Consider the following 23967-nt stretch of genomic DNA (forward strand, 5'->3'; position numbering starts at 1 on the left):
ATCAAGTTTTCGGAATATTAACTTTTTTCGTGTATTTCCAATTGTAACTGTGCGTGTCGGGCAGCTTGCCGTCGATGCGGTCGTTTTGCGCCTGCAGCTGATCGCGAATGAGTTTTCGGAAAGCCGTCATAAGCGGTTCGGGGTTTGCATTTTCGTTTGCAAGGTGCGCTGACTGCAGCTCTTTTATGAGATAATAACAGGATTCGATCGTCGAGATATAATCGGGAAAAGGTTCGCGCTTGAACGTAAACTCGGAGCGGTAACTGCCTGCAAACGAGAGACGCGGAAGATCAAGCAAAAAAGCGCTGTGCTCGATCACTTTGCGCGAACAAAACCACGTCGCGTCGATGACGATCACGAGAAGCGTTTTGTCTCCGACGAGATCGGCGAATCCTTCGGTACGCACCGTGTGCGCATCCTTTCCCGGATAGAGCAGCACGGGAAAATAACGCGGATCGGCGAGCAGTTCGTGCAGCCGCGCATTTTTTGAAAAATCGATTCCGACGAGAATCTCCGAATCGACGAGCGACACATGTGCGATGCGGCCTGTTCCCGTGCGCTCACGCTTCGCTTCTTTCGGATGCATGAGCAGCACGAATTTGACACCTGCGTCGACCGGCTCCGCGTATTTGCAGAGACAGAAGCGCACCGGCCGGAAACAGCGCCAGCAGCGATCGCTCATACGCCGAGCGATTTTAATAAATCGGCTTTGCTCATCGCGCCCGTTTGCCGTGCGGCGGCTTTGCCGTTTTTAAACAGGATGAACGTCGGGATGCTCATGACGCTGAACTGTGCGGCAAGGCTTTCCTGTTCGTCGACGTTGACTTTGCCGACTTTCAGCACGCCTTTTTTTTCTTCGGCGATTTCCGAAACGACCGGCCCCATCATGCGGCACGGACCGCACCACGACGCCCAAAAATCGACGAGTACGGGAAGATCGGATTCGAGCACTTCACTTTTAAAATTCTCCGCAGTAAGCGTGAGTTCCATAATTGCCTCCGGTATGTTATTTATTATAAAATTGTATTTATTTAAATATAGTCTTTTCTTGTTGTAAAAGCAAATAAAATTCGCTACAGTGATAATCGCGAATTCGTCGGTTTTCACAATGCGGCCGACTTTCCGCATATCTTTACGGGTGGTTCTATGACAAAAGATTTGACACAGGGAAAACCGTTCCCTCTCATCCTCGAATTTTCGATTCCGGTACTGCTCGGCTATCTGTTCCAGCAGTTTTACAACCTCACCGACACGGTTATCGTCGGAAAATCGCTCGGCGTTCAAGCGCTCGCAGCCGTCGGCTCGACCGGCGCCGTGAATTTTTTAATAATCGGATTCGTCATGGGCGTATGCAACGGTTTTACGATCCCCGTATCGCAGCGTTTCGGTGCAAAAGATTTTTCACTCATGCGGAAGTACGTCGCAAATATCGTATATCTCGTCATCGCATTTTCCGTCGTCATGGCCGTCGGCACGGTTATCTTTTGCGATCCGCTCATGCTCGCTATGGAAACGCCGGAAGACATTCTCGAGCGGGCGGGCGGCTATATCAGGATAATCTTTGCAGGCATTCCGCTTACGTTTTTATACAATATAACATCCGGTTTGATCCGTGCACTCGGCGACAGTAAAACGCCGGTATTTTTTCTCGTGCTTTCGTCGGTGCTCAATATCGCTCTCGATTTGATCTTTATCCTTGTGTTTCACTGGGACGTGCAGGGGGCGGCTCTCGCGACGGTCATCTCTCAGGGAGTTGCCGGCATCGCGTGTCTTTTTTATATGCTCAAGAAGTTCGATATCATCAAGCCGAAAGGCGACGAGCGAAAATTTAATAAAAAATACTGCAGCGTGCTGTGCGGTGTCGGCGTGCCGATGGGACTGCAATATTCCATAACGGCGATCGGAAGCGTTATCCTGCAGGCATCGGTAAACGGACTCGGTTCCGCCGCCGTCGCCGCAGTTACCGCAGCGACCCGCGTGAGCCAATTTTTCTGTACGGTCTTCGATTCTCTCGGTACGACGATGGCAACCTACGGCGGACAAAATACGGGTGCCGGCAAAATCGACCGGCTCGGCGCTGGCGTGCGCGACAGCATGATCATCGCCGCTGTGTATTCCGTGCTTGCGATGCTCATCTACTTTGTGCTCGGTGATTACCTCGTCATGCTCTTTATGAACGGAGGGCAGACGGAAATTATTAAAAATGCGAAACTCTTTTTACTGCAAAACGGTTCCGCGTACATCCTTTTGTCGGTCGTAAATATTTTCCGTTTTATGATTCAAGGCATGGGGTTTTCGCGCTTTGCGATTTTTTCCGGCGTATTCGAAATGGTTGCGCGTATGCTCATGGGCGTCTTTATGGTGCCGCATTTCGGTTTTGTGAGCGCAGGCTTCGCCTCTCCGTTTGCATGGCTTTTAGCCGACTGCTTTTTGATACCCGCGTTTATCCACTGCCGTCATAAACTCGAAAAGCAATTTCAAAAACGGTAGTCCTCGACCGCATTCCGCCTCGTGTATAGTGATAAGGCAGGCGGGGAAACGATGCCGACGGTTTCTTAATAATTTTTTATGTTGTCAGTCCTTTCTCTTTCTGCTACACTGCGCCTATGGTCATATCTTCCATCGATTTAAAAGACGGACACGTCGTGCAGCTGAAAAACGGCGAACATCCAGTACTCGCGCGCGACGATGCGGAATCGCTCATCGAAGAATTCGACAGGTACGGCGAAGTCGCCGTCATCGATTTGGATGCGGCGCTCGGAAACGTCGACTCTCACGGTGACACGAAAAATACGCCGCTTTTAAAACGGCTTTTGCGCATGGGTAACGTACGCACGGGCGGCGGCATACGCAGCGTCGAGCGCGCAAAAGAGCTCGTGTCGCTCGGCGCGGAAAAAGTGATCATCGGTTCGGCGGCGTGGAAAAAAAATCCGAAAGCGGGGGAGTGCCCGCTCGATGTCGAATTCCTCGATTCTCTCGTACAGGCGATCGGCCGGCAGCGCGTTATCGTCGCCGTCGATGCGAAAGGCGGAAAAGTTGCAGTGCACGGCTGGACTGAAACGACGGACGTGCCGTTTATAGAAGGAGCCGTGCTGGCGGAAAAATACTGCAGCGAAATTTTATTTACCTGCGTTGAAAAAGAAGGCTGTATGCAGGGCGCAGATACGGGCGCGATCGAAAAACTGAGAAAAGCGGTGCAGTGCCGCATCGTCGCCGCGGGCGGCGTTTCGTCGACGGAAGAAATCGTGCAGCTTGAAAAGCTCGGATGCGACGTGCAGCTCGGTATGGCGCTTTATACCGGAAAGGTTTCGCTTGCCGATGCGTTTATCGGCTGTTTGAATTGGGATAAAGTCGATCTCATTCCGGTCGTCGCGCAGAGCGTAAACGGAGACGTGCTCATGCTCGGCTATGCGAACCGCGCGGCGTTTGAAAAAACGTTTGAGACGAACAAGCTGACTTTTTTCAGCCGTACGCGGGGAATGCTGTGGACGAAGGGTGAGCACAGCGGACACTGGCTTTCGGTGCAAAAACTTCGCGCCGACTGCGATCGGGATACCGTGCTTGCGACGGTCGTCCCTCACGGGGGCGTGTGTCATACGGGCAGCTTTACCTGCTTTACGGGCGAAGCAGACGAAGCGTCGTCCGCCGGAAGATTATACGATATCATTGCGGACAGGTTCGCGCATCCGAAGCCCGGCTCTTATACGGCGACGCTCGACGGAAAGCGCGTCCGCGAAAAGATTTTGGAAGAAGCCGACGAGCTGTGCAACGAAGCCGAGACGAAGCAGGATGTCGTGTGGGAAGCCGCGGATCTGTTTTATTTTATGAACGTGCTCATGTACCGCGAAGGCGTTACCTGGCGTGACGTTTATGCAGAGCTCGACAGACGACATAAGAGCTAGCGGATTCCGAGCAGTGCGCAGGAATCCGCTAGCGTCTCCAATAAAAGAAAAACGGCTCGGCCGTTTTTCGCCTCCCGACTTCAAGGATGATTCCGAGCAGTGTTCGTTCGCGGTACATCCGTGTACCGCTCACTACCGCATTTTTGCTTTGCAAAAATGCGCAGCTGTTTTGCAAAGGTACGACACGGCATCCGTGCCGTGTGTCGCGCGGATTTTTCATCTTCGGCTCTTGTGCCGCTATCGGGGCGTTGCGGGGTGTCCCCGCCGGAAGGGGCAGCGGACGACCGTATGAACGGAGCAAGCGGAGGCGCTTGCGGAGTGAAAAGGTCGGGAGCGAGGGGGAGACTTCCCCCTTTGAAAAAACCGAACCTGAATGATCGTGCAATTACATCGGCGTTTCTTGTTCAGGATTTGCTAGTGATACGAGCGCCGTACTTTATGCGGTATGGTCTCTTTCGTGATAATGTACGATGCCGTACTTTCCGAGGAATTGCAGTCATACCGTACAAGGCATCCGTTTCGGTGCTATTGTCTGTGCGCGAGCAGTATTCGTGCGATGACGTCGCTTGCCGAAACGAAGGGGTTTGCTTTTCCGATCGAGCGGTCTGCGACGAGGGGGATCGCTTCGAGCGTTTTGCCGTCGAGTACGTATTCGATGCTGCCGTATTCGCTTCCGGCACGGACTCCGCCGTCTATCGAGCGCGGCAGGTTTACGAGGACGCGCACTGATCGGGCGGCGTCTTCGGGCGAGGTGCCCAGTATAAACGGTACGGTGAGCGCGGTAAAATCGTAGGCGGGCGTGAGATATGTCCACTGCGCTTTTGCGCCCGTGACGGGGATAAAATAGCGGTGCACGGCGTCGGTTTTTTTGCAATCGGCAAATCGCGCGAACGCCCATTCCATGAGCGTCGTTCCGTCTTGTACGCGATACGCATCTCCCTCGCTTCTGTTTCGTCCCGGCCCGTTCATCGTTACCGATAAAAAACGCGTTACGCCGCGGTGCGCGGTGAGCGCGAGGTTGTAACCGCTTTCATCGATGTAGCCGGTCTTTAAGCCGTCGCAGCCTGCGAGTTTTCCGAGCAGCGCGTTCGTGTTTTCCTGCGTAATACCCATCGTAATCTTTTCGGGCAAACCCTTTGAAAAATCCTGTGCGGTCGGTTTGCTTCGGTCTTCGACTGCGAGATTGTGAATTTGGGGATAGGTAAACGAAAGCCGCGAGTGGAATTTGACGAGTGTGTCCGGAAAACGCGTAATATACACGCGCGCGAGCATCGCCATTTCCCGTGCGGTCGTTTCGTTGTCGGCGCTGTAGCCGGATGCTTCGGCGAAATGAGTTTTCGTCAATCCCAAAAGCCGCATTTCGCGGTTCATGCGTTCGACAAACTCATCCATACTTCCCGCGATATAATAAGCGAGCGCGAAGGCTGCGTCGTTTCCCGAGCACACGTCGAGGCCTGTTAATAATTCTTCGACGGTGACGATTTGCCCTTTGCCTAAAAACATGAGCGACGAATGCGGCAGCATATTGCACGCCCACGTTTCCGGCGGCAGCGGCACGATATCGCCGTAGGAAATAGTCCCGCGCTCGATTTCCTGCATGACGACGTACATGACGGCGATCTTCGTCATCGATGCAGGCGGGATGATCCTGTCAGCTTTTTTTTCGTAGAGAACGCTGCCGCTTGCAACGTCGATGAGGATGGCCGATCCCGCTTCGACGGACAGTTTTGCCGGAACGACGGGGTAGGGGAGCGGTTTTAAAATATCGTTTCGAGAGGGATAAGCTTTATCGAGCGCATCGTCGAGCAGCTTTCGTTCGTCTTCGGTGAGCTCTCTCGGCGGTGTCGCCTGTTTGAATCGATAAAGACGGATTCCCGCAGTTCCGATAAACGAAGCGCAGAACACCGTAATAAAAATAATAATTATTAATCGTACGCGCCGGTCGATATCGCCGGTCTGCGTGCGCGTCGCGCGCGGGACGTTCCGGTCGGCGTTCCGTGTACGGCACTGTTGCCGTTTTTTTGTTATCGTGTCGTCGTCTCGTTCGCTCATCTTTTTGCCGTTTCGTTCCTTGATAAATGCGGTATTGCAGAAAATGTCGATTTTCGAAAATGCCGCGTTAGTGCGCGGTCGCGCACCCTTCGGTATTCAAATCCGCGCACTCCGATTTCGAAGGAGCATATCGGCGAGGACGATTTCGGTCATCGCTTCGATGACGGGAACGATCCTCGGACACAGGCACGCGTCGTGCCGCCCTTCGACGGATATGTCGCTGTCGAAATAGGCGCCGCCTTCTTCGCGCACCGTTTCCTGTGTAAGTGAAATGCTCGGCACGGGTTTTATCGCCGCGCGGAAGACGATATCGTTGCCGTTCGATATGCCGCCGAGTATGCCGCCTGAGTTGTTCGAAAGAAATGCGGCTTCGCCGTCAACGGTGCGCATCGCATCGTTGTTTTCGCTTCCCGTGAGGAGTGCCGCTCCGAATCCCGCACCGAATTCGATGCCCTTTACCCCGCCGATCGACAGAACGGCTTTCGCGAGTTCCGCATCGAGTTTGTCGAAGACGGTTTCGCCGAGTCCTGCGGGAACGCCGTGCGCCGTGCATTCGACGATGCCGCCCGCGCTTTCACCTTCGGCGCGGAGGCGGGCGACTCGCGCCTCCATCTCTTTTGCGGCTTTCTCATCGCATGCACGGAAGGAAGTGCGTTCGACCGCGTCCATATCGCGCGCTTTACATGAAATGCCGGCTGCGGAAATCGTGTACGCTTTGACGCTTATGCCCGCCGTTTGTAGCACCGCGTTTGCGACGGCACCCGCTGCGACGCGCGAAGCCGTTTCGCGTCCGGACGAGCGTCCGCCGCCCCGCCAGTCGCGTACGCCGTATTTTTTGAAATACGTATAATCGGCGTGTCCGGGGCGGAACATGTGCGCGAGATCGGAATAGTCTTCAGATTTTTGGGAATTGTTTCGTATTTCGATCGCGATAGGCGTTCCTTCCGATACGCCTTCGAAAACGCCCGAAAGGATTTCCGCTTTATCGCTTTCATTTCTCGATGTGACGGCGGGATTTTGTTTTCCGTCTGCCGCTCCCGGTTTTCGCCTGTCGAGCGCGCGCTGTATATCGTTTATGTCGATGCGTATGCCTGCGGGACAGCCGTCTATGACGACTCCGATTGCGCTTCCGTGACTTTCACCGAATGTCGTAATGCGGAAAATTGTCCCGAACGTATTGCCTGCCATAACTCGAGTATAGCATAAAAGCGGGAAGCGGGGAACACGCACGCCGCACACATGCATACCGGTTTTGGACAAGCAGCTGTCTTTCGAAACTTGACACTCAATTGGTGAGCGAAACGGTTGGAAAATTTCAAGTTTTAGGAAACTCGAAATTGACCCCAATACCGCGATAATTCCGCCGTACGATTATTTTATTAATTTTTTCAGCACGGCGTCTTTTTGCCGCCAGTTTTTATCGACTTTCACCTGCAGGTCGAGGTCGACCGCGTAATCGAAAATGCTGCGGAATCTGTTGATCGATGCCGTACGGATCGCTTTTATCATCGCTCCTCCCTTGCCGATGACGATGCCTTTTTGGCTTTCGCGTTCGACGCAGATGCTCGCTCTCACCCAGAGGCGTTTGCCGCCGTCTTTCATTTCCATATCCATGATGTCGACATAGAGGCAATGCGGCACTTCTTCTTCGAGACGGTTGATCGCTTCGCCCCGTATGATTTCCGCAATGCGAAAGCCGACGTCCTGATCGGTGTAATATTCTCTCGGGTATAATTCGGGGGCGACGGGCACGAGTTCGTACAGCGCTTTCAATACGTCGTCGATGTTTTCGTCGTTTTTTGCCGATACGGCGATGATTCTCTTTTCGGGAATTTCAGGCAGCACGTTTTTAATAAATTCGATCGCATCGGCGGTTTTTGCGTTCGGCGCATCGCGTTTGTTGACTGCGACGACGGTACGGTCGGAAAAGGGTTTGACGAGTTCGGCGACGAGCGCTTCTTCTTCTCCCGCGGCTCTCGTACTGTCGATGATGTAGAGCAGGGCGTCGGCCGTTTTCAGCTGTTCGGCCGCAAGCGATTTCAATTTCAGGTTGAGTTTTTTTTCGCTCGCGTGATAGCCCGGCGTGTCTATACATACGAGCTGGCCGAGCGACGTATTGATGATACCGCGGATCGCGTCGCGCGTCGTCTGCGGTATTTCCGATACGATCGACACGAGCTCTCCGCACGCCGTATTGAGAAAGGTCGATTTTCCGGCGGAAGGCCGTCCGATGATCGCGACGATGCCCGCTTTCCGCCCGCCGCTTTGTGCCGTGTGTTCCGTGTTCATGTATGCATCACAGTATAGCGATATGGCGTATGCGCGGCTACTCGGCGCTTGTACGCCGGCAATGTACGCAGCCGATGTGCTTACGTACAATGTACGCGCGGTGCCGATGCACGAACGCATAATGAGCAATGTTGCTTTTTATTATTATCTTATGATAAAATGCGCTTATGGATGCTTCTCGTGTGCTTGCAGGCAGACCGATGCAATGCGGCGCCGTCATTGCGGACGGCGGCGTGAACTTTTCGCTGTTCAGCAAAAATGCCTCTCGCGTCGCCCTCTATTTTTTCGACTCGCCCGATGCAAAAACGTTTTGCGATACAATCGAATTCGATCCGAAAATCAATAAAACCGGCGACGTGTGGCACGTCTTTATCAAGGGGTTGAAAGCGGGAGCGCTCTATCTGTATCGCATCGACGGACCGTACAATCCTCCTGCAGGCGATCGGTTCAATTTCAATAAATACCTTTTCGATCCGTGCGCAAAAGCATTTACGGCGGGTTCCGTATTCCGCTCCTATCGTGCGCAGCGCGAACAAGGACAGGCGGGTATCGAAAACGGACTCCTTTCCGATTTGTCCGATTTTCCGAAATGCGTCGTTATCGACGATGCCGATTTCGATTGGCAGGGCGATAAACCGCTCGCGCGCTCGCTCTCCGATACGATCATCTACGAAGTGCACGTCAAGGGCTTTACCCGTTCTCCGACGTCCGGCGTGCAAAATCCCGGCACGTACCGCGGCTTTATCGAAAAGATTCCCTACCTCTCCTACCTCGGCGTTACGGCCGTCGAGCTCATGCCGATGTTCGAATTCGACGAAGCGGAAAACGAACGCATAAACCCGCGTACGGGGCAATTATTGACAAATTACTGGGGCTACGATACCGTCGGTTTTTTTGCGCCGAAAACGTCCTATGCTGCGGACAGGTCTCCGGGAGGGGCGGTGCGGGAGTTCAAAGAACTCGTGCGGGAATTGCACCGTGCAGGGATCGAAGTGATTCTCGACGTCGTATACAATCACACGGCGGAGGGGAACGAAAACGGGCCGACCTTTTCGTTTCGCGGGATCGAAAACAACATATACTATATGCTGCCGCAGGATCAAAAGCAATACTATGTCGATTATTCGGGCTGCGGCAATACGGTGAACGCGAACCATCCGACGGTGATCGAATTCATCCTCGCGAGTTTGAGGCATTGGGTCGTCGATATGCACGTCGACGGATTCCGTTTCGACCTTGCGACGATATTGAACCGTTCCGAACTCGGGCATCTCATCTCTTCGGGGCAGCTGCCCTATGTGATAGCACAAGACCCGCTGCTTGCAAAAACGAAGATCATCGCCGAACCGTGGGATGCCGGCGGAGGCTACCAGCTCGGCTCTTTTGCAGGCGGCAGGTGGTGCGAGTGGAACGGAAAATTCCGGGACGATATGCGCCGCTTTATCAGAGGCGATGACCGCTCCGCGACGGAAGCTGCGACGAGGATGACCGGCAGTTCGGATCTGTATAAAGCGAACGGACGTTCTCCGGTCAATTCCATCAATTACATCACTTCGCACGACGGTTTTACGATGAACGATTTGGTGAGCTATAACGTAAAGCATAACGAAGAAAACGGAGAAGGAAACCGCGACGGCAGCGACGACAATTTCAGCTATAATAACGGCTTCGAAGGCGATTCGACGAATCCGAAAATCGTGTCGGTTCGCCGCCGGAAAATAAAAAATTTCCTTACCTGTCTGTTTCTTTCGCAGGGAACGCCGATGCTCCTTGCGGGTGATGAGATGATGAGAACGCAGCAGGGCAACAACAACGCGTATTGTCAGGACAACGAAACGTCGTGGATTGATTGGCACTGCTGCGATAAAAACAGGGACATATTGCTGTATACGAAAATGCTGATCGAACTCCGCAAAGCGTATACGCTGTTTCGGCGCAATACGTTTTTTATGGATTCGTCGGAGATCACGTGGTACGATGCGAACGGGAAAAATCCCGATTGGGCGAAGCTCGACCGCTTTCTCGCATTCAAAGTCGACGAATCGGCCGACGGCATCGGCGTCAACGAAATCTACTTTGCGATAAATATCGACATCTACGATTTGACTGTTACGCTGCCTTCTCCCGCTGGAGGGAACGCGTGGTACCGCATCGCCGACACGTCGATCGACGGAGAAGATGCCGTTCGAAAGCGGGGAGACGAAGAATTGTTAAAGGAACAGTACCGCTACGTTTTGCCTTCCGACAGCCTCGTACTGTTGATAAGTAAACGGAGTCTCTGAAAATCGAAGCGATTTTCAGATGTGTCGTCAATTTTTTAAGTAAGTGTAAGGAGACAGGCGTATGCAATTCAGCGCTGAAGAGTTCAAACGGAATCTTGAAAAACGGCTTCACGACCGATACGGAAAAAACATCGCACAGGCGACGAAATACGATCTGTTCGATGCGGTCGCGGCCTCCGTGCTCGATCCGATCGTCAAAAATTGGATGGCGACGAGAGAAGCCTACGATGCACAGCCGGTACGGCAGCTTTATTATTTTTCCGCAGAGTTTTTGATGGGGCGAGCCCTCGGCAACAACCTCATCAACGCGGGAATCGAAAAGCAGGTAAAGGAAGTGCTCAAAGACATGAGCATCGATTACGATATGATAGAAGACAAAGAGCCCGACGCGGGACTCGGAAACGGAGGACTCGGCCGGCTTGCCGCGTGTTTCCTCGACAGCCTCGCAACCCTCGATTATCCTGGTCACGGCTACGGCATCCGCTACGAATACGGTATGTTCGAACAGCGGATCGAAAACGGCTGGCAAGTCGAATACCCCGACCGCTGGCTCAAGCACCGCGATCCGTGGGAAGTAAAGCGAAGCGATTTGGCGGTAACCGTCCGTTTCGGCGGTACGATCGTGTATGACAGAACGCCCGACGGCCGCATGCACTTTTCTTTGCAAAACGCGGAAGAAGTGACGGCTACTCCCTACGACACGCCGATCGTCGGCTACGACACGAACACGGTGAACACGCTGAGATTGTGGGAAGCGACTTCTCCGAACGGTTTCGACCTCCAGCTGTTCAACGATATGCAGTACAACCGCGCGGTCGAAAGACAAAACAGCGCCGAAAACATCAGCCGCGTGCTTTATCCGAACGACAGCGGCCCGAGCGGAAAAGCGCTCAGGCTCAAACAGCAATACTTTTTTTCGTCGGCGAGTCTGCAGGATCTGGTTCGCGCCTACGTTTCGCGCTTCGGTACCGATTTCGGCAAATTCGCCGAACTGCATGTCATCCAGCTGAACGACACGCATCCGGTCGTAGCGATTCCCGAACTGATGCGCATCCTCATGGACGAATACAACGTCGGCTGGGACGACGCATGGAACATCGTAACGCACACGTTTGCGTATACGAATCACACGATCCTTGCCGAAGCGCTCGAAAAGTGGCCGATCGAAATCTTTCAAGGCCTGCTTCCGCGCGTGTATCAAATCGTCGAAGAAATCAACCGGCGGCTGCTCATTTCGCTGCGCGAAAAATATCCGAACGATTTCGAACGTCATCAAAAACTGTCGATCATCAACAACGGACACGTCTTTATGGCGTGGCTCGCGATCCATTCGTGCTTCAGCGTAAACGGCGTTGCCGAACTCCACACGGAATTATTAAAAACGCGGGAACTGAAAGAGTGGTACGAACTCTATCCCGAAAAATTCAACAATAAAACGAACGGCATCACGCAGCGGCGCTGGCTTTTAAATGCGAATCCCTCTCTTGCGAAATTTATCACGGCGCGCATCGGAGGAGGCTGGGAAAAAGATTTGACGAAGCTCAAAGCCCTCGAGCGTTTTTCAAGCGATGAAGCTTCTCTTGCGGAGCTTACGGCGATCAAAAGATCGAACAAACAGCGCTTGGCCGAATATCTCAAGCATACGCAAAACGAATTCCTCGACCCCGACAGCATTTTCGACGTACAGGTAAAACGCCTGCACGAATACAAACGCCAGCTTTTGAATGTTTTGCACATCATGTATCTGTATAACCGCATCATCGACGATCCCGATTTCAACCCGCCGCCGCAGACCTTTATCTTCGGTGCAAAAGCCGCGTCGGGCTACCGCAGGGCGAAAACGATCATCAAACTGATCAACACCGTCGCCGACCGCGTCAATAACGACCGGCGCGTGCACGGAAAAATCCGCGTCGTATTCGTCGAAAACTACCGCGTCAGCGTCGCGGAAAAAATCTTTCCGGCAGCCGACGTTTCCGAGCAGATATCGACTGCGGGCTTTGAAGCGTCCGGTACGAGCAATATGAAGTTTATGGTAAACGGCGCGCTTACGCTCGGTACGATGGACGGCGCGAATATCGAAATTGTCAATGAGGCCGGAAAAGAAAACGCATTCGTGTTCGGGCTTTCCGCCGATGAAATTATTAAAATGGAAACCGAACACAGCTACAACCCACAGGAATACTTGAGGCGAAACACCGAGCTTTCCCGCGTCGTACAGCAGCTCGTCGACGGTACCTACGATCCGACGCATCAGGAATTCAAAGAGCTCTACGATTCGCTTGTCTACGGCGTCGAAGGTCAGCGTCCCGACGTGTTCTACGTGCTCGCGGATTTCGATGCGTACTGCAAAGCTCACGAAGAAGTTGAAGCGGCTTATCAAAATACGAAAGAGTGGGCGCGGAAAGCGCTTATCAACATTGCGAACAGCGGAAAATTTTCTTCCGACCGTACGATCGAAGAATACGTGCGAGATATTTGGCACCTTAAAAAAGTGACGCCGCTTGCCGACGTATGAACGAAAAGCGCGTATCGTTTTTTGCGGGAGCGGGGCTGCTTGCCGCCGCGTGCATTTGGGGATTCGCGTTCGTCGTCGTAAAAGACAGCCTCGACTATATCGGCGCGATCTATATGCTCGCTTTCCGTTTTTCGATTGCGGCGGCGGCTCTCGCCCTTATCTTTGTGCGCTCTCTCAAATTGCTCAATGCTTCGTATTGGAAGCGCGGGGCGATACTCGGCGCGCTGTTGTTTTTTGCCTACGCGCTGCAAACGGTCGGCTGCGATTACACGACCGCCGGAAAAAACGCATTTCTCACGACGGTGTACGTAATGCTCGTGCCGCTTTTCGGCTGGCCGCTGTATAAAAAATTTCCGGGCGGACACGTCTTTGCCGCCGCCGCGATTTCGCTTTTGGGCATCGGTTTGCTCGCGCTTTCAAAAAGCGAATCATCGCTCCTTTCGATCAATTTCGGCGACGCCCTTACGCTCGGCTGCGGCGTTTTTTACGCGCTGCACATTCTCTATACGGCCAAATGCAATGTCCGTCACGATCCGATCGTGCTTACCGTTTTGCAGTTCTTTTTCGCCGCCGTCTTTTCGTGGATCGGAGCCTTTCTTTTTGACGGCGCCTTTCCTGTCGCGGCCGTAAAAAATACGCGCGTTATCGTTTCGATGCTCTACCTCGGTCTTTTCAGCACGATGATTTCCTTTGCGCTGCAGAACGTCGGCTTAAAATACGTGCGCTCGTCTTTTGCAGCTCTCCTCCTTTCGTTCGAGTCGGTGTTCGGCGTGCTGTTCAGTACCGTCCTTTTGCATGAGCGTTTGACTTCGCGCATGATCGCAGGCTGTACTCTCATCTTTTTTGCCGTCGTCCTCGCCGAAACGAAATTCGATTTTCGGCCGAAAGAAAAGCGATAAAACAGGATCTCAGGGGAATACGGACGACACTTATCTGCGATCCCGCCCTCCGCGGCTCACTCGCGCTCGGCCTCCTCGCTCGCTTGCGCTCGCTCCGGTGTCTGCCTGCGGCACCGCTCCGGCCGGGCGTAGGCGTCTCGTTTAAACCTCCCTTAAAATTATACAGCGAGTAAATCTTCGGATTTAGGAGCTGTATAATTAGTGCGCGAACGCGCACCCGTATATCCGCGAGTTTTCAAAAGAAAACTCGCAGTTAAACGAGACGCGCTATTTCAGCGGCTCGTTTAAACGTTGACATTTTATATGCCAAATTTTATACTTTTGTATGCGGACAAAGCTGCGTGTGCAGTCTTTTGTCCCTTTTTGTTTTGCAGCTTGCTTGAAGCTTTGCTGCAAATACCTGCAAAAGTTTTTATTGGAGGAATAACAATATGAAAAGAATCGTGTTTGCGGTTTTTGCCGCATTGGCTTTATTCGGCACAGTTTCGTGTTCGAAAAAAGCACAGGTGAACATCGCTTCGGCGGAAGATTTGAACGGCAAAAAAATCGGATGTCAGGCGGGAACGACGGGTGAAATTTATGTTCAGGACAACGTAAAAGACGCGACGTTGAAATCGTTTAAGACGGGTATGGATGCGGCTCTCGATTTGAAAAACGGCGCGATCGATGCAATCGTGCTCGACGAGCTGCCTGCAAAAGAAATCGTAAAGCGAAACAACGATTTAAAAGTGCTCGACGTCCGCTTTGCGACGGAAGAATATGCGATTGCCGTAAAAAAAGGAAATGCGGCTTTGCTCGATTCGATCAACAAAACGATTTCCGCGATGAAAGCTGACGGAACTTATGAAAAACTCATAAAGGCGTTTATGCCTGTAGACGGCGCCATCGTCGTTCCCGAAGCAGTTCCGTCGAACGGAAGTGAAATTATTAAAATGGGAACCAATGCGGCCTTCCCCCCGTTTGAATACATCGAGGGCACGGAACCCGTCGGTTTTGACGTCGCGATGAGTCAGATGATCGCGCGCGACTTGGGGAAAAAGCTGCAAGTCGTCGATATGGCTTTCGACGGATTGATCGCAGCTCTCCAGTCTGACGCCATCGATTTTATTGCGGCGGGCATGACCGCGACCGACGAGCGCAGAAAAAACGTCGATTTTTCCGAACCGTATTATTCGTCGAATCAGGTCATCATCGTTCGAAAATAATTAATTGCAACGTTTTGAGCCGGACGCTGCGTTCGGCTCGAAGCGCTTTACGAGGAGCGGATTGTGTTTCAAATATTCTATGACACGATGATTGCGAATATGCGCTGGAAGCTCGTATTTTACGGGCTCGGCACGACGCTGCTCATTGCGATCTGCGCCGTCCTCATCGGTTCGGTGCTCGGCTGTACATTCGCTCTTTTTAAGATTTCGAAAAACAAAGTGCTGCAAAAGATTTCCGAAATTTATACGACGGTCATACGCGGCATACCGATGGCGACGCAGCTGATGATTTTTTATTTTGTAATCTTCTCTCCGATCGGTATAAGCAATGCGGTGCTCGTCGCGATCATTGCCTTCGGTATCAACTCCGGCGCCTACTGCACGGAGATCTTCCGTGCGGGCATTCAAGGCGTCGATGCGGGACAGACGGAAGCGGGGCGCTCGCTCGGTCTTTCATGGCGGCAGACGCTTGTTAAAATCGTTATGCCGCAGGCGTTCCGCGTCATCATTCCGACGTATACGAGCGAGTTTATCGCGCTCATCAAAGAAACGTCGGTCGCGAGTTTTATCGCGGTCGTCGATCTGCAAAAAGCCTGCGACAATATCCGCAACGCTACGTACAACGCATGGCTTCCGCTTTTGTCGTGTGCGGCGATCTATCTCTGCCTTACGGTCGGGTTGACAAAGCTGTTTTCTATTTTTGAGAAAAGGATGGCGCGCAGTGATCGAAGTTAAAAACTTAATAAAAAAATTCGGAGGAGAGGCCGTTCTCAACGATATCTCGGAAACGATCGTTAAAGGCGAAAAGATCGTCGTCATAGGGCCTTCGGGGGCGGGCAAGAGTACGTTTTTGCGCTGCCTCAATCTCCTCGAACGCCCGGACGGCGGCAGCATTTTTTTTAACGGAGTCGATATAACCGCCGAAAAGACGAACGTCGACGAACTGCGCGCAAAGATGGGCATGGTATTTCAGCACTTCAATCTTTTTCCGCACTTGACCGTTTTGCAGAATATCACGCTTGCGCCCGTCACGCTCAAGCGGCAGACAAAAAGCGATGCCGAAGCAAATGCGATGAAACTCCTCGCAAGAATCGGACTGGCGGATAAGGCTTCGACTTATCCGTCGAAATTATCCGGCGGACAAAAGCAGCGCATCGCAATCGTACGCTCGCTCGCGATGAACCCCGACGTGATGCTCTTTGACGAACCGACAAGCGCGCTCGATCCCGAAATGGTCGGCGAAGTGCTCAACCTCATGAAAGAGCTCGCCGAAGAAGGTATGACGATGGTTGTCGTTTCGCACGAAATGGGCTTTGCGCGGGAAGTCGCCACGCGCGTGCTTTTTATGGACGGAGGAGTCATCGCGGAATCGGGAACGCCGGACGATATTTTCAACCGGCCGAAGTGCGAACGCCTGCAGCAGTTTTTAAAATCGGTTTTGTAAACGGGCGCTTCTGAGAGAACGGTTGGATTTTCAGCGGTGTCCGAATAATTATTAATTCTATGTCCGATACGTCTTTGTTATTTTCGCCGAAGGATTTGCGGCGCCTCATTTTGCCGCTCATCGGCGAACAGCTCCTTTCGATATTTCTCGGCATGGCCGATATCGTTATGGTGTCGACGCTCGGCGAAGAAGCGGTGTCGGGCGTCTCGCTCGTCGATTCCCTGAACGTATTGCTCGTCCAGCTCTTTGCAGCCCTCGGTACGGGAGGCGCTGTCGTTGCCTCACAATACATCGGGCACGGCGCGCACGATATGGCGTCGAAAACCGCAAAGCAGCTTCTCTACACGATCGTCGCCGCTTCTCTCGCCGTTTTGGTACTCTGCCTCGCGTTTAACCGGCAACTTCTTTCGTTTTTATTCGGCAGCATCGACGACGGCGTTATGAGCGCTTCGCGCACGTATTTTTTTATAACGATCTTTGCGCTCCCTTCGATCGGTTTATACAACGCGTGCGCGGCGCTGTTCCGCGCACAGGGCAATTCCCGCGTATCGATGCTCATCTCGCTCTTGATCAATGTTTTGAATATCGGCGGCAATGCGATCCTGCTCTACGGCTTTCGCTGCGGCGTCGAAGGAGTGGCGTTTCCGACGCTCGTGTCGCGTACTGCGGCGGCCGCCGTTTTACTCGCGCTTTTGTACAGAGGCGGCGAATACAACGGACATCCGGCTATTTCCATACGCGGCATATTCCGTTTCGAATTCGACGGCGGAATTGTCAAGCGCATCCTCGCGATCGGAGTTCCGAACGGGCTTGAAAACAGCATGTTTCAAATCGGAAAGATCCTCGTGCTTTCGCTTATCGCAACGTACGGTACGACGGCGATCGCCGCAAACGCCGCGGCGAATACACTCGCTTCGTTCGGCACGCTGCCGGGTTCTGCAATGAGCCTCGCCATGCTGACAGTCGTCGGACAGTGTATCGGTGCGGGAGAGGCGGAACAGGCGGAATATTATACGAAAAAACTGCTCGCGCTCGCATTCGCTTCGATGGCTGTGTTGAATGTGCCGTTCCTCCTGTCCGCGCATTCTATTTTGCGCCTGTATGCGCTTTCACCCGAAACGACGCGCCTTGCGTGGTATATGACGCTTTTGCACGGCGTATGCGCGATGCTCATTTGGCCGGTATCGTTTACGTTTCCGAACTCGCTCCGCGCTGCCGGAGACGCCGTGTTTACGATGATCGTTTCGATGATTTCGATGTGGGTCGTACGCATCGGCATGAGCTATGTGCTCAAGTGGACGGATATGTTCGGCCTTACGGCACAATTCGGCTGGCCGCTTTCCTTCGGCGCACTCGGCGTCTGGTTTGCGATGATACTCGATTGGATCGTGCGCTCGTCGTGTTTTGTGTATCGCTTCCGAAGCGGCAAATGGAAACAAAAGCGCGTCATATAGAAAGGGGCTGTCTCAAAAGTCGGTTACTTTTTCGACAGCCCGTCGAGTTTAAAATTAAGTCTTTATATTGCAAGGACTTAATTTTAAACATCGCATATAAAATCAAGGAAGCTGTCCAAAAACTTCAGTTTTTGGACAGCCCCATAGAAAACCGCCGCAGTGCGCGGCGGTCTGAATTATTTATTCGTGCGGAGGGTTTAATACCCCGACGCTTGCGTCGTAACAAAGGGTATTAAAGCCGACTGCAACCACCTTATGAGAACAACATACCCCGACGCTTTCGTCGGGGGTGTTGATTAATTAACAAATTGTACCGGACAATTTTACCGGACCGCTGCGATCGTGACTTTTTGTACGCCTTCCGAATACGGCGCAACCGTATAAGGCTCGAAATAAACGGTGAGCTTTTTGCCGTCGTACGTGAAGGTCTGGTAATTGCCCGCTTCAGGTATGGTGCCTTCGGCGATCCAGTCCGTGCGCGCTTTTTGCGCTTCCGCTCCGTTTCCGCCGTAGTTTAAGTGCGTCATAAAATAATCTTTGCATTGCGTTGCGATATCTTTAATCGATAAGCCGGACGCTTCCGTGATCGACACTTCTTTTTTCAGCGCTTTATCGTAGGTGATCGAATCGAGCAGCGTTTCTCCGTGTGCGCCTCCTTCATAACGGTACGCCGTAAAGAGCATCGAAATATACTTGTCGCTTACGATGATCGAATCGCATACGGCTTTATATTCGAACGGCGGAATTTTTTCGGCGGAAGCGCTCTTCGCGCTTTCGATTTCCTTTCTCGTTTTTTGTGCGGACGATTTGAAATCGTTGTACGCACCGAGCGTGCGCGATTTGATAAGAGCGTTTAGATCGTCGAATCCCGCAAACTGAGGATAGGCGATTTCCGCTTCGAAGACGGCGTTTTTTTCGGAAACCGTCGTCATTTTGTAAGGAGCCGCTCCCTTTTGGGATGCGGTTTGACATCCTGCAAATACAAGAGCCGCAAGCACTGCAGTATACACGATGTGTTTTGTTTTCATAAAAACCCCTATAAAAACTTTTGTCAACCGGCGGCGATTGTATTAAAACGGATACGCATCTGCGCTTGCCGTTTCGGATTTACCACCTATTCACATAAATGAAAAAAAATATTACTATCAATAGTTACAAGGGAGTCTGCATGATTTACGGTATTTTAATCGAAGGCTTGATATACGGCATCATGGTGCTCGGCGTCTTCGTGTCTTTCCGCGTTATCAATTTTTGCGATATGACGGTCGACGGGGCTTTTCCGCTCGGCGGCTGCATCCTTGCCGCGTGTTTGCTGCACGGCATACCGCCCGTTTTCGCGCTTTCGCTCGCATTTTTCGGCGGCGCTTTTGCGGGGCTCGTTACGACGCTCATCTATACGCGCTTTCGCATACCCGATCTGCTCGCCGGCATCCTCGTCATGACGATGCTTTATTCGATCAATCTCCGCATCATGTCGAACCGTGCAAACATATCGTTTTTGCGCATCGAAACGGTGCTTTCGAAGAGCGCCGCTTGGACGGAGCGCGTCTTTCCCGCACTTCCTCCTGAATCGGGCATCCTTTTGTTTTTAATAATTTTCGTCGCCGTCTTAAAAGGACTCCTCGATCTCTTTTTTCACACCGACATGGGCTTGACGATGGGCGCGCTCGGAGCGAACGAACAGATGGTCGTTTCGCAGGGCGTCGATCCGAAAATACTCCGCGGCATCGGCGTGTCTTTCGGCGACGGACTTGCTTCTCTTTCAGGTGCCTTTGCCGCAATGTACAACGGCTTTGCGGATGTGGGAAGCGGTACGGGCGTCATCGTCGGAGGGCTTGCCTCCCTCATGCTCGGAGAGTTTATCATCCGTTCAAATAAGATTTCGATGCAGACGCTCCGCGTTTTGCTCGGATCGATTTTATACCGCGCGCTCATGTTCGCAGGCAGAAGCTACGGCTATCGGATCGGCTTGACGAGCAACGATCTGAAACTCGTCACCGGTTTGCTTATCATCCTGTGCCTCTTCATATCCAATTTGAAAGGTAAAGCGAATTTTAAATCGCATCTTTTACGGTCGGCGAAAGCGGGAGGCGAAGCATGATTGAATTGAAAAATATTGCGATAACGTTCAATCCCGGCACTGCCGATGAAAATGCGGCGCTTAAACATATCGATTTGACGATTAATAAGGGCGACTTTATCACGGTGATAGGCTCGAACGGAGCGGGAAAGTCGACGCTGTACAATGTCATCGCCGGTACGCTTTCTCCGACTGCCGGAACGATTTCGCTTTCGATGAACGGTTCCGTGCGCGACATCACGAAAGACGAAGAATACAAACGGGCACTGTACATCGGGCGCATCTTTCAAAATCCGCTGCTCGGAACTGCGGGGAAAATGTCGCTTGAAGACAATATGATGATATGCAGCAAAAAAGGCTGGAAGGGTTTGAAGATCGGCTTGAACGCCCGCACGCGTTCATATTTCCGAAGCGAACTCAAACAGCTGAACATGGGACTTGAAGAGCGCCTTTCCGACAATGTCGAACAGTTTTCCGGCGGACAGCGTCAGGCGCTGACGCTGCTCATGGCGGTTATGTCGCGTCCCGCTCTCCTTTTGCTCGACGAACATACTGCCGCCCTCGATCCTTCGAACGCCGCCCTCGTTATGAATTTGACGAAGCGCTTTGCGGAATCCTACAATCTCACCGTGATGATGGTGACGCACAATATGCAGCACGCGCTCGACTACGGCAACCGCCTCATCATGATGGACAAAGGCGAAATCATTTTCGACATAGCCGGAGACGAAAAAAAGAATTTGACGATGGACGATATCGTACAGCGCTTCCGCTCCATAAAGAAAAAGGCGCTTACGAGCGACCGCATGATATTGCAGTAAATCGCACAGTATTCACTCACGAAAAAATCCGTCCGAAGCGCCGCCTTGCCGCCCCTGCCCGAAATGCGGATCGAAATGCGGCTGCTTGACTAAAGCCGAACGCTTCGATACTATACGATCAGTAATTTTTTTTGTTAGTAACTGGGGGTTTCCTTTGGCAAAAAAACAGACATCTGCGCAAAAACGATTTAAGCAGAGCGAAGCGCGCCGCCTTCATAATAAAGCGATCAAATCGCGCTGCAGAACGGCCGTAAAGCATTTCATTGCCGCCGTACAGAGCAAAGAGCAGCAGAAAGCGGAAGAAATGTACAATCTTGTTCAAAAAGAACTCGATTCCGCGCGCAGTAAAGGCGTTTTAAAACGCAATACCGCCGCACGCAAAAAATCCCGCATGAGAAAACTTTTCAATGTGACTTTTTCCGCGCCTCAAGAAGCTGCGGCAAAATAATTTCGGCTTATCTTTTTAAAATCCGGCGGGAGCGGACGTGCGCTTTCTGCCGGAATTTTTTTCGTCTTTATCCGGGAATGATATGCCTCAGAAAAAAATAACGAAATACGATCTTGTCGAATCGGTATATCGCGTATCCGACTGTGAACGGCGCGTCGTTCAGCAGGTTATGGAAAATTTTCTTGAGGAAATTAAAAAATCGCTTATCGAAGGGGCGACGATCGAACTGCGCGGCTTCGGAACTTTTGAACCCCGTTTACGGAAGGGAAGATCCGTTGCGCGTAATCCGAAAACCGGCGAAACGCTTTCCGTCGATCCTCATTACGTCGCCGCGTTTCGTTCCGGACAGGAGCTTAAAAAGTCATTGTGGAATCTCAAGTAAGAGCGGACGAACCGATGACGCATTCGGAAAATAATTCCGCCCGGAATCGTTTTTTTATTAATATAGGTTTTACGCTTGCGGGAGCGGTTTTGTTTGCGCTCGCAAATCCCGGTTTTATTTTTTCGAAAGGCGTTCCGCTTGCCGCGTGGGTGATGTATTTTCCCGCCTTTATGCTCGTCCGCCGTTCGTCCTTTAAAACGGTGTGGCTGTGGGGCGGCGTATACGGAGCGCTTTCGTATTGTTTGTACGTTTCGTGGCTCGTCACCTTTCATGCCGTCGCCGCCGCGGCGATAAGTATCGAATATTTTATATCGTATGCGCTGCTCTTTTTATGTTTGAAGATCGCAGACAGGTTTTGCGGACGCCGCGCGTGGATCGTCCAGTGGCTCATCCTCTGTTCGCACGAATACCTTAAAACGACGGGCTTCGCGGGATTTTCCTACGGCGTTGCAGGTTATACGCAGTGGCAAAATCTTATCCTCATTCAAAGCGCTTCCCTTTTCGGCGTGTGGGCGCTTACTTTTCTTATCGATTTTACATCCGCATGGTTCTACGCCGTCTATATCGGCGCGGAAACAAAAGATATCGCAGGCTTTAAAGCTTCGGCTTTTTGCCGCGCGCGGGGTATTGCGATCTGGGCGTGTGCACTCGCCGCGTTCATCGTGTACGGCACTTTTCTTCTTTCGCAAAAAAACGAAAACGGAAAATTTATTAAAGTCTGTGCGGTACAGCACAATACCGATCCGTGGCAGGGTGATATAGCGTCGTACGAAAAAGACGTTAAAACGCTTATGAAGCTTACGGATCGTGCGCTTTCGGAAAATCCCGACATAGCGCTTGTCGTGTGGCCGGAGACGGCCGTCGTTCCGTCGATTTTGACGCACTATACCAAGCGGCTCGACAGGAGACGGTTCGATCTTGTCGATTCCGTGCTGCATTTTATCGATGAAAAAAAAGCCGTGTTCGTAATCGGAAACTTTCACTCCGTCGACACGGGCGGCATTCACACCGACGATTACAACAGCGCTTTCGTTTTTACGCCCGGAAAAAACGTCGTGCCGCCCGAACCCGAAATCTATCGAAAAATTCACTTGGTGCCGTTTACGGAAACGGTGCCGTTTGCAAAGCGGCTTCCGTGGCTCTACGACGCGCTTGAAAAAGCGGACACGCATTTATGGGCGAAAGGAAGAGAGCGCACCGTTTTTCACGCTGCGGGAATTTCGTTTTCCGTGCCGATCTGCTTTGAAGATACGTTCGGTGACGACTGCCGCCGCTTTGTCGCAGACGGTGCGCGCGCTTTTGTCAATATGTCGAACGATGCGTGGTCGAAAAGCCTGAGCTGCCAAAATCAGCACCTTGCAATGGCGGTTTTCCGATGCGCCGAAAATCGAGTGCCCGCCGTTCGGAGCACAGCCTCGGGGCAAACGTGCATCGTCGACCGCACCGGAAAGATTTTGTGCGAAGCGGAACCCTTTACCGAAACCTATTTAACCGGCATGATGCCTGTCGCGGATGACACTGCGGGAAAAACGCTGTATAATAAAACAGGCGATGCGCTTGCGATTTTTTTTGTCGCGGCGGCTTTGCTCATGAGCATCGTTTGCATCGTTCGGAATCGAAAACGGAAGTAGGATAGTATGGCGGAAAAACACGACGACGAAAAAATTAATGTGACGGTATTCGGACCGGAAACGGAGTTCGACGGAGAGCTCGAATTTTCGGACAAACTCATCATCACCGGAAAATTCAACGGAAAGATAAAAGCGAGCGGCGACTTGGAAATCGCAAAGGACGCGGTGTGCACCGGAGAAGCGATTACGGCGCGGTCGATCATCGTGTCGGGAAGCGTTACCGGAAACCTCGAAGCATCCGAGCGCGTTGAAATATGCAGCGGCAGCAGCGTTACCGGCGACATAACGACATCCCGTCTTCGCATTGCAAGCGACGTCAATTTTGAAGGGCAGGTTACAATGCTCGACAAAGAGCCGGATATCGATCTGTTTTCCGTCGCGTCTTCCGAATACAAAGACGCGCTCGTTTTGAAATCCGACGCGATCCGCTGACCGGCTGTTCTGTAATGCCGCATATTATTTTAATTTATGACAAATGAATTGCTGCTTGTCATTTCACTCTCCGTCTGATTTCGTCGGTCGGCTGGTATTACAACGAGCTGTCCGCATTTACGGAATGC

Annotated in this window: 22 protein-coding genes; 15 read left to right on the top strand and 7 right to left on the bottom strand. The window is 52.2% G+C overall.

Annotated features, from left to right (window positions below):
- Position 1: 1 nt before the first annotated feature.
- Both HRI97_RS02430 and trxA read right to left on the bottom strand, forming a co-directional pair.
- Positions 2-682: a tRNA-uridine aminocarboxypropyltransferase gene (locus HRI97_RS02430; protein ID WP_253726313.1), complete on the bottom strand. Its 681-nt coding sequence runs from the start codon at positions 680-682 to the stop codon at positions 2-4.
- Positions 679-990, bottom strand: a complete 312-nt coding sequence (gene trxA, locus HRI97_RS02435) for a thioredoxin (RefSeq protein ID WP_253726314.1) — start codon at positions 988-990, stop codon at positions 679-681. The genes HRI97_RS02430 and trxA overlap by 4 nt, the downstream gene beginning before the upstream one ends.
- 156 nt (positions 991-1146) lie before the next feature.
- Here trxA and HRI97_RS02440 point away from each other — a divergent pair, with 156 nt between their 5' ends.
- Both HRI97_RS02440 and hisIE read left to right on the top strand, forming a co-directional pair.
- Entirely contained in the window at positions 1147-2490 is a 1344-nt protein-coding gene (locus tag HRI97_RS02440) for an MATE family efflux transporter (protein ID WP_253726315.1), read from the top strand.
- Between the two features lie 116 nt (positions 2491-2606).
- Positions 2607-3902 (top strand): bifunctional phosphoribosyl-AMP cyclohydrolase/phosphoribosyl-ATP diphosphatase HisIE, encoded by a 1296-nt coding sequence (gene hisIE / locus HRI97_RS02445; protein ID WP_253726316.1) that lies wholly within the window; start codon positions 2607-2609, stop codon positions 3900-3902.
- A gap of 28 nt (positions 3903-3930) precedes the next feature.
- On the opposite strand, the gene HRI97_RS02450 is transcribed toward hisIE, so the two are convergent.
- From HRI97_RS02450 to era, 4 genes are all read right to left on the bottom strand, one after another.
- The gene (locus HRI97_RS02450) at positions 3931-4122 is read right to left on the bottom strand and encodes a hypothetical protein (RefSeq protein ID WP_253726317.1); all 192 of its coding nucleotides are present in this window, start codon (positions 4120-4122) and stop codon (positions 3931-3933) included.
- Positions 4123-4427: 305 nt separating this feature from the next.
- A complete protein-coding gene (locus HRI97_RS02455) occupies positions 4428-5954 on the bottom strand; it encodes a D-alanyl-D-alanine carboxypeptidase family protein (protein WP_253726318.1) in 1527 nt (508 codons plus the stop codon).
- Between the two features lie 96 nt (positions 5955-6050).
- Positions 6051-7142, bottom strand: coding sequence for a chorismate synthase (aroC, locus tag HRI97_RS02460; protein WP_253726319.1), 1092 nt, complete (start codon positions 7140-7142; stop codon positions 6051-6053).
- Positions 7143-7325: 183 nt separating this feature from the next.
- The gene (era, locus tag HRI97_RS02465; protein WP_253726320.1) at positions 7326-8243 is read right to left on the bottom strand and encodes a GTPase Era; all 918 of its coding nucleotides are present in this window, start codon (positions 8241-8243) and stop codon (positions 7326-7328) included.
- A 167-nt stretch (positions 8244-8410) separates the two neighbouring features.
- Between era and glgX the strand changes: the two genes are divergently transcribed.
- The 7 genes from glgX (at position 8411) to HRI97_RS02500 (ending at position 18045) form a co-directional block, all read left to right on the top strand.
- Positions 8411-10525, top strand: coding sequence for a glycogen debranching protein GlgX (gene glgX / locus HRI97_RS02470; protein ID WP_253726321.1), 2115 nt, complete (start codon positions 8411-8413; stop codon positions 10523-10525).
- Positions 10526-10586: 61 nt separating this feature from the next.
- Complete coding sequence (locus HRI97_RS02475; protein WP_253726322.1) at positions 10587-13043, top strand: glycogen/starch/alpha-glucan phosphorylase; 2457 nt, start codon at positions 10587-10589, stop codon at positions 13041-13043.
- Complete coding sequence (locus HRI97_RS02480) at positions 13040-13942, top strand: DMT family transporter (protein WP_253726323.1); 903 nt, start codon at positions 13040-13042, stop codon at positions 13940-13942. The genes HRI97_RS02475 and HRI97_RS02480 overlap by 4 nt, the downstream gene beginning before the upstream one ends.
- A gap of 431 nt (positions 13943-14373) precedes the next feature.
- Positions 14374-15147 (top strand): transporter substrate-binding domain-containing protein, encoded by a 774-nt coding sequence (locus HRI97_RS02485; RefSeq protein WP_253726324.1) that lies wholly within the window; start codon positions 14374-14376, stop codon positions 15145-15147.
- Between the two features lie 63 nt (positions 15148-15210).
- A complete protein-coding gene (locus tag HRI97_RS02490) occupies positions 15211-15882 on the top strand; it encodes an amino acid ABC transporter permease (protein WP_253726325.1) in 672 nt (223 codons plus the stop codon).
- Positions 15869-16591 (top strand): amino acid ABC transporter ATP-binding protein, encoded by a 723-nt coding sequence (locus HRI97_RS02495; protein ID WP_253726326.1) that lies wholly within the window; start codon positions 15869-15871, stop codon positions 16589-16591. The genes HRI97_RS02490 and HRI97_RS02495 overlap by 14 nt, the downstream gene beginning before the upstream one ends.
- A gap of 59 nt (positions 16592-16650) precedes the next feature.
- Positions 16651-18045, top strand: a complete 1395-nt coding sequence (locus HRI97_RS02500; RefSeq protein ID WP_253726327.1) for an MATE family efflux transporter — start codon at positions 16651-16653, stop codon at positions 18043-18045.
- Between the two features lie 323 nt (positions 18046-18368).
- Here HRI97_RS02500 and HRI97_RS02505 read toward each other — a convergent pair whose 3' ends face one another.
- On the bottom strand, positions 18369-19073 hold the full coding sequence (locus tag HRI97_RS02505; protein ID WP_253726328.1) for a DUF3298 and DUF4163 domain-containing protein: 705 nt from the start codon (positions 19071-19073) through the stop codon (positions 18369-18371).
- A 140-nt stretch (positions 19074-19213) separates the two neighbouring features.
- On the opposite strand from HRI97_RS02505, the gene HRI97_RS02510 reads away from it, so the two are divergent.
- From HRI97_RS02510 to HRI97_RS02535, 6 genes are all read left to right on the top strand, one after another.
- The gene (locus HRI97_RS02510; RefSeq protein ID WP_253726329.1) at positions 19214-20146 is read left to right on the top strand and encodes an ABC transporter permease; all 933 of its coding nucleotides are present in this window, start codon (positions 19214-19216) and stop codon (positions 20144-20146) included.
- Complete coding sequence (locus HRI97_RS02515; RefSeq protein ID WP_253726330.1) at positions 20143-20946, top strand: ABC transporter ATP-binding protein; 804 nt, start codon at positions 20143-20145, stop codon at positions 20944-20946. The genes HRI97_RS02510 and HRI97_RS02515 overlap by 4 nt, the downstream gene beginning before the upstream one ends.
- A gap of 154 nt (positions 20947-21100) precedes the next feature.
- On the top strand, positions 21101-21394 hold the full coding sequence (rpsT, locus tag HRI97_RS02520) for a 30S ribosomal protein S20 (protein ID WP_180486732.1): 294 nt from the start codon (positions 21101-21103) through the stop codon (positions 21392-21394).
- 82 nt (positions 21395-21476) lie between these two features.
- Positions 21477-21776 (top strand): HU family DNA-binding protein, encoded by a 300-nt coding sequence (locus tag HRI97_RS02525; protein WP_180486731.1) that lies wholly within the window; start codon positions 21477-21479, stop codon positions 21774-21776.
- Positions 21761-23407: an apolipoprotein N-acyltransferase gene (gene lnt, locus HRI97_RS02530; protein ID WP_253726331.1), complete on the top strand. Its 1647-nt coding sequence runs from the start codon at positions 21761-21763 to the stop codon at positions 23405-23407. Before HRI97_RS02525 ends, lnt begins: the two co-directional genes overlap by 16 nt.
- 6 nt (positions 23408-23413) lie before the next feature.
- Positions 23414-23839 carry a bactofilin family protein gene (locus tag HRI97_RS02535; RefSeq protein WP_180486729.1) on the top strand — a complete coding sequence of 142 codons (426 nt, stop codon included), beginning with the start codon at positions 23414-23416 and terminating at the stop codon, positions 23837-23839.
- Positions 23840-23967 lie beyond the last annotated feature (128 nt).

This window comes from Treponema socranskii subsp. buccale (assembly GCF_024181585.1).
Lineage (GTDB): Bacteria > Spirochaetota > Spirochaetia > Treponematales > Treponemataceae > Treponema_D > Treponema_D buccale.

Excerpts from the sequence above, each read along its gene's own strand:
- HRI97_RS02430 (WP_253726313.1), bottom strand. The coding sequence starts at position 682 with ATGAGCGATCGCTGCTGGCGCTGTTTCCGGCCGGTGCGCTTCTGTCTC.
- trxA (WP_253726314.1), bottom strand. The coding sequence starts at position 990 with ATGGAACTCACGCTTACTGCGGAGAATTTTAAAAGTGAAGTGCTCGAA.
- HRI97_RS02440 (WP_253726315.1), top strand. The coding sequence starts at position 1,147 with ATGACAAAAGATTTGACACAGGGAAAACCGTTCCCTCTCATCCTCGAA.
- hisIE (WP_253726316.1), top strand. The coding sequence starts at position 2,607 with ATGGTCATATCTTCCATCGATTTAAAAGACGGACACGTCGTGCAGCTG.
- HRI97_RS02450 (WP_253726317.1), bottom strand. The coding sequence starts at position 4,122 with ATGAAAAATCCGCGCGACACACGGCACGGATGCCGTGTCGTACCTTTG.
- HRI97_RS02455 (WP_253726318.1), bottom strand. The coding sequence starts at position 5,954 with ATGAGCGAACGAGACGACGACACGATAACAAAAAAACGGCAACAGTGC.
- aroC (WP_253726319.1), bottom strand. The coding sequence starts at position 7,142 with ATGGCAGGCAATACGTTCGGGACAATTTTCCGCATTACGACATTCGGT.
- era (WP_253726320.1), bottom strand. The coding sequence starts at position 8,243 with ATGAACACGGAACACACGGCACAAAGCGGCGGGCGGAAAGCGGGCATC.
- glgX (WP_253726321.1), top strand. The coding sequence starts at position 8,411 with ATGGATGCTTCTCGTGTGCTTGCAGGCAGACCGATGCAATGCGGCGCC.
- HRI97_RS02475 (WP_253726322.1), top strand. The coding sequence starts at position 10,587 with ATGCAATTCAGCGCTGAAGAGTTCAAACGGAATCTTGAAAAACGGCTT.
- HRI97_RS02480 (WP_253726323.1), top strand. The coding sequence starts at position 13,040 with ATGAACGAAAAGCGCGTATCGTTTTTTGCGGGAGCGGGGCTGCTTGCC.
- HRI97_RS02485 (WP_253726324.1), top strand. The coding sequence starts at position 14,374 with ATGAAAAGAATCGTGTTTGCGGTTTTTGCCGCATTGGCTTTATTCGGC.
- HRI97_RS02500 (WP_253726327.1), top strand. The coding sequence starts at position 16,651 with ATGTCCGATACGTCTTTGTTATTTTCGCCGAAGGATTTGCGGCGCCTC.
- HRI97_RS02505 (WP_253726328.1), bottom strand. The coding sequence starts at position 19,073 with ATGAAAACAAAACACATCGTGTATACTGCAGTGCTTGCGGCTCTTGTA.
- HRI97_RS02510 (WP_253726329.1), top strand. The coding sequence starts at position 19,214 with ATGATTTACGGTATTTTAATCGAAGGCTTGATATACGGCATCATGGTG.
- HRI97_RS02515 (WP_253726330.1), top strand. The coding sequence starts at position 20,143 with ATGATTGAATTGAAAAATATTGCGATAACGTTCAATCCCGGCACTGCC.
- HRI97_RS02525 (WP_180486731.1), top strand. The coding sequence starts at position 21,477 with ATGCCTCAGAAAAAAATAACGAAATACGATCTTGTCGAATCGGTATAT.
- HRI97_RS02535 (WP_180486729.1), top strand. The coding sequence starts at position 23,414 with ATGGCGGAAAAACACGACGACGAAAAAATTAATGTGACGGTATTCGGA.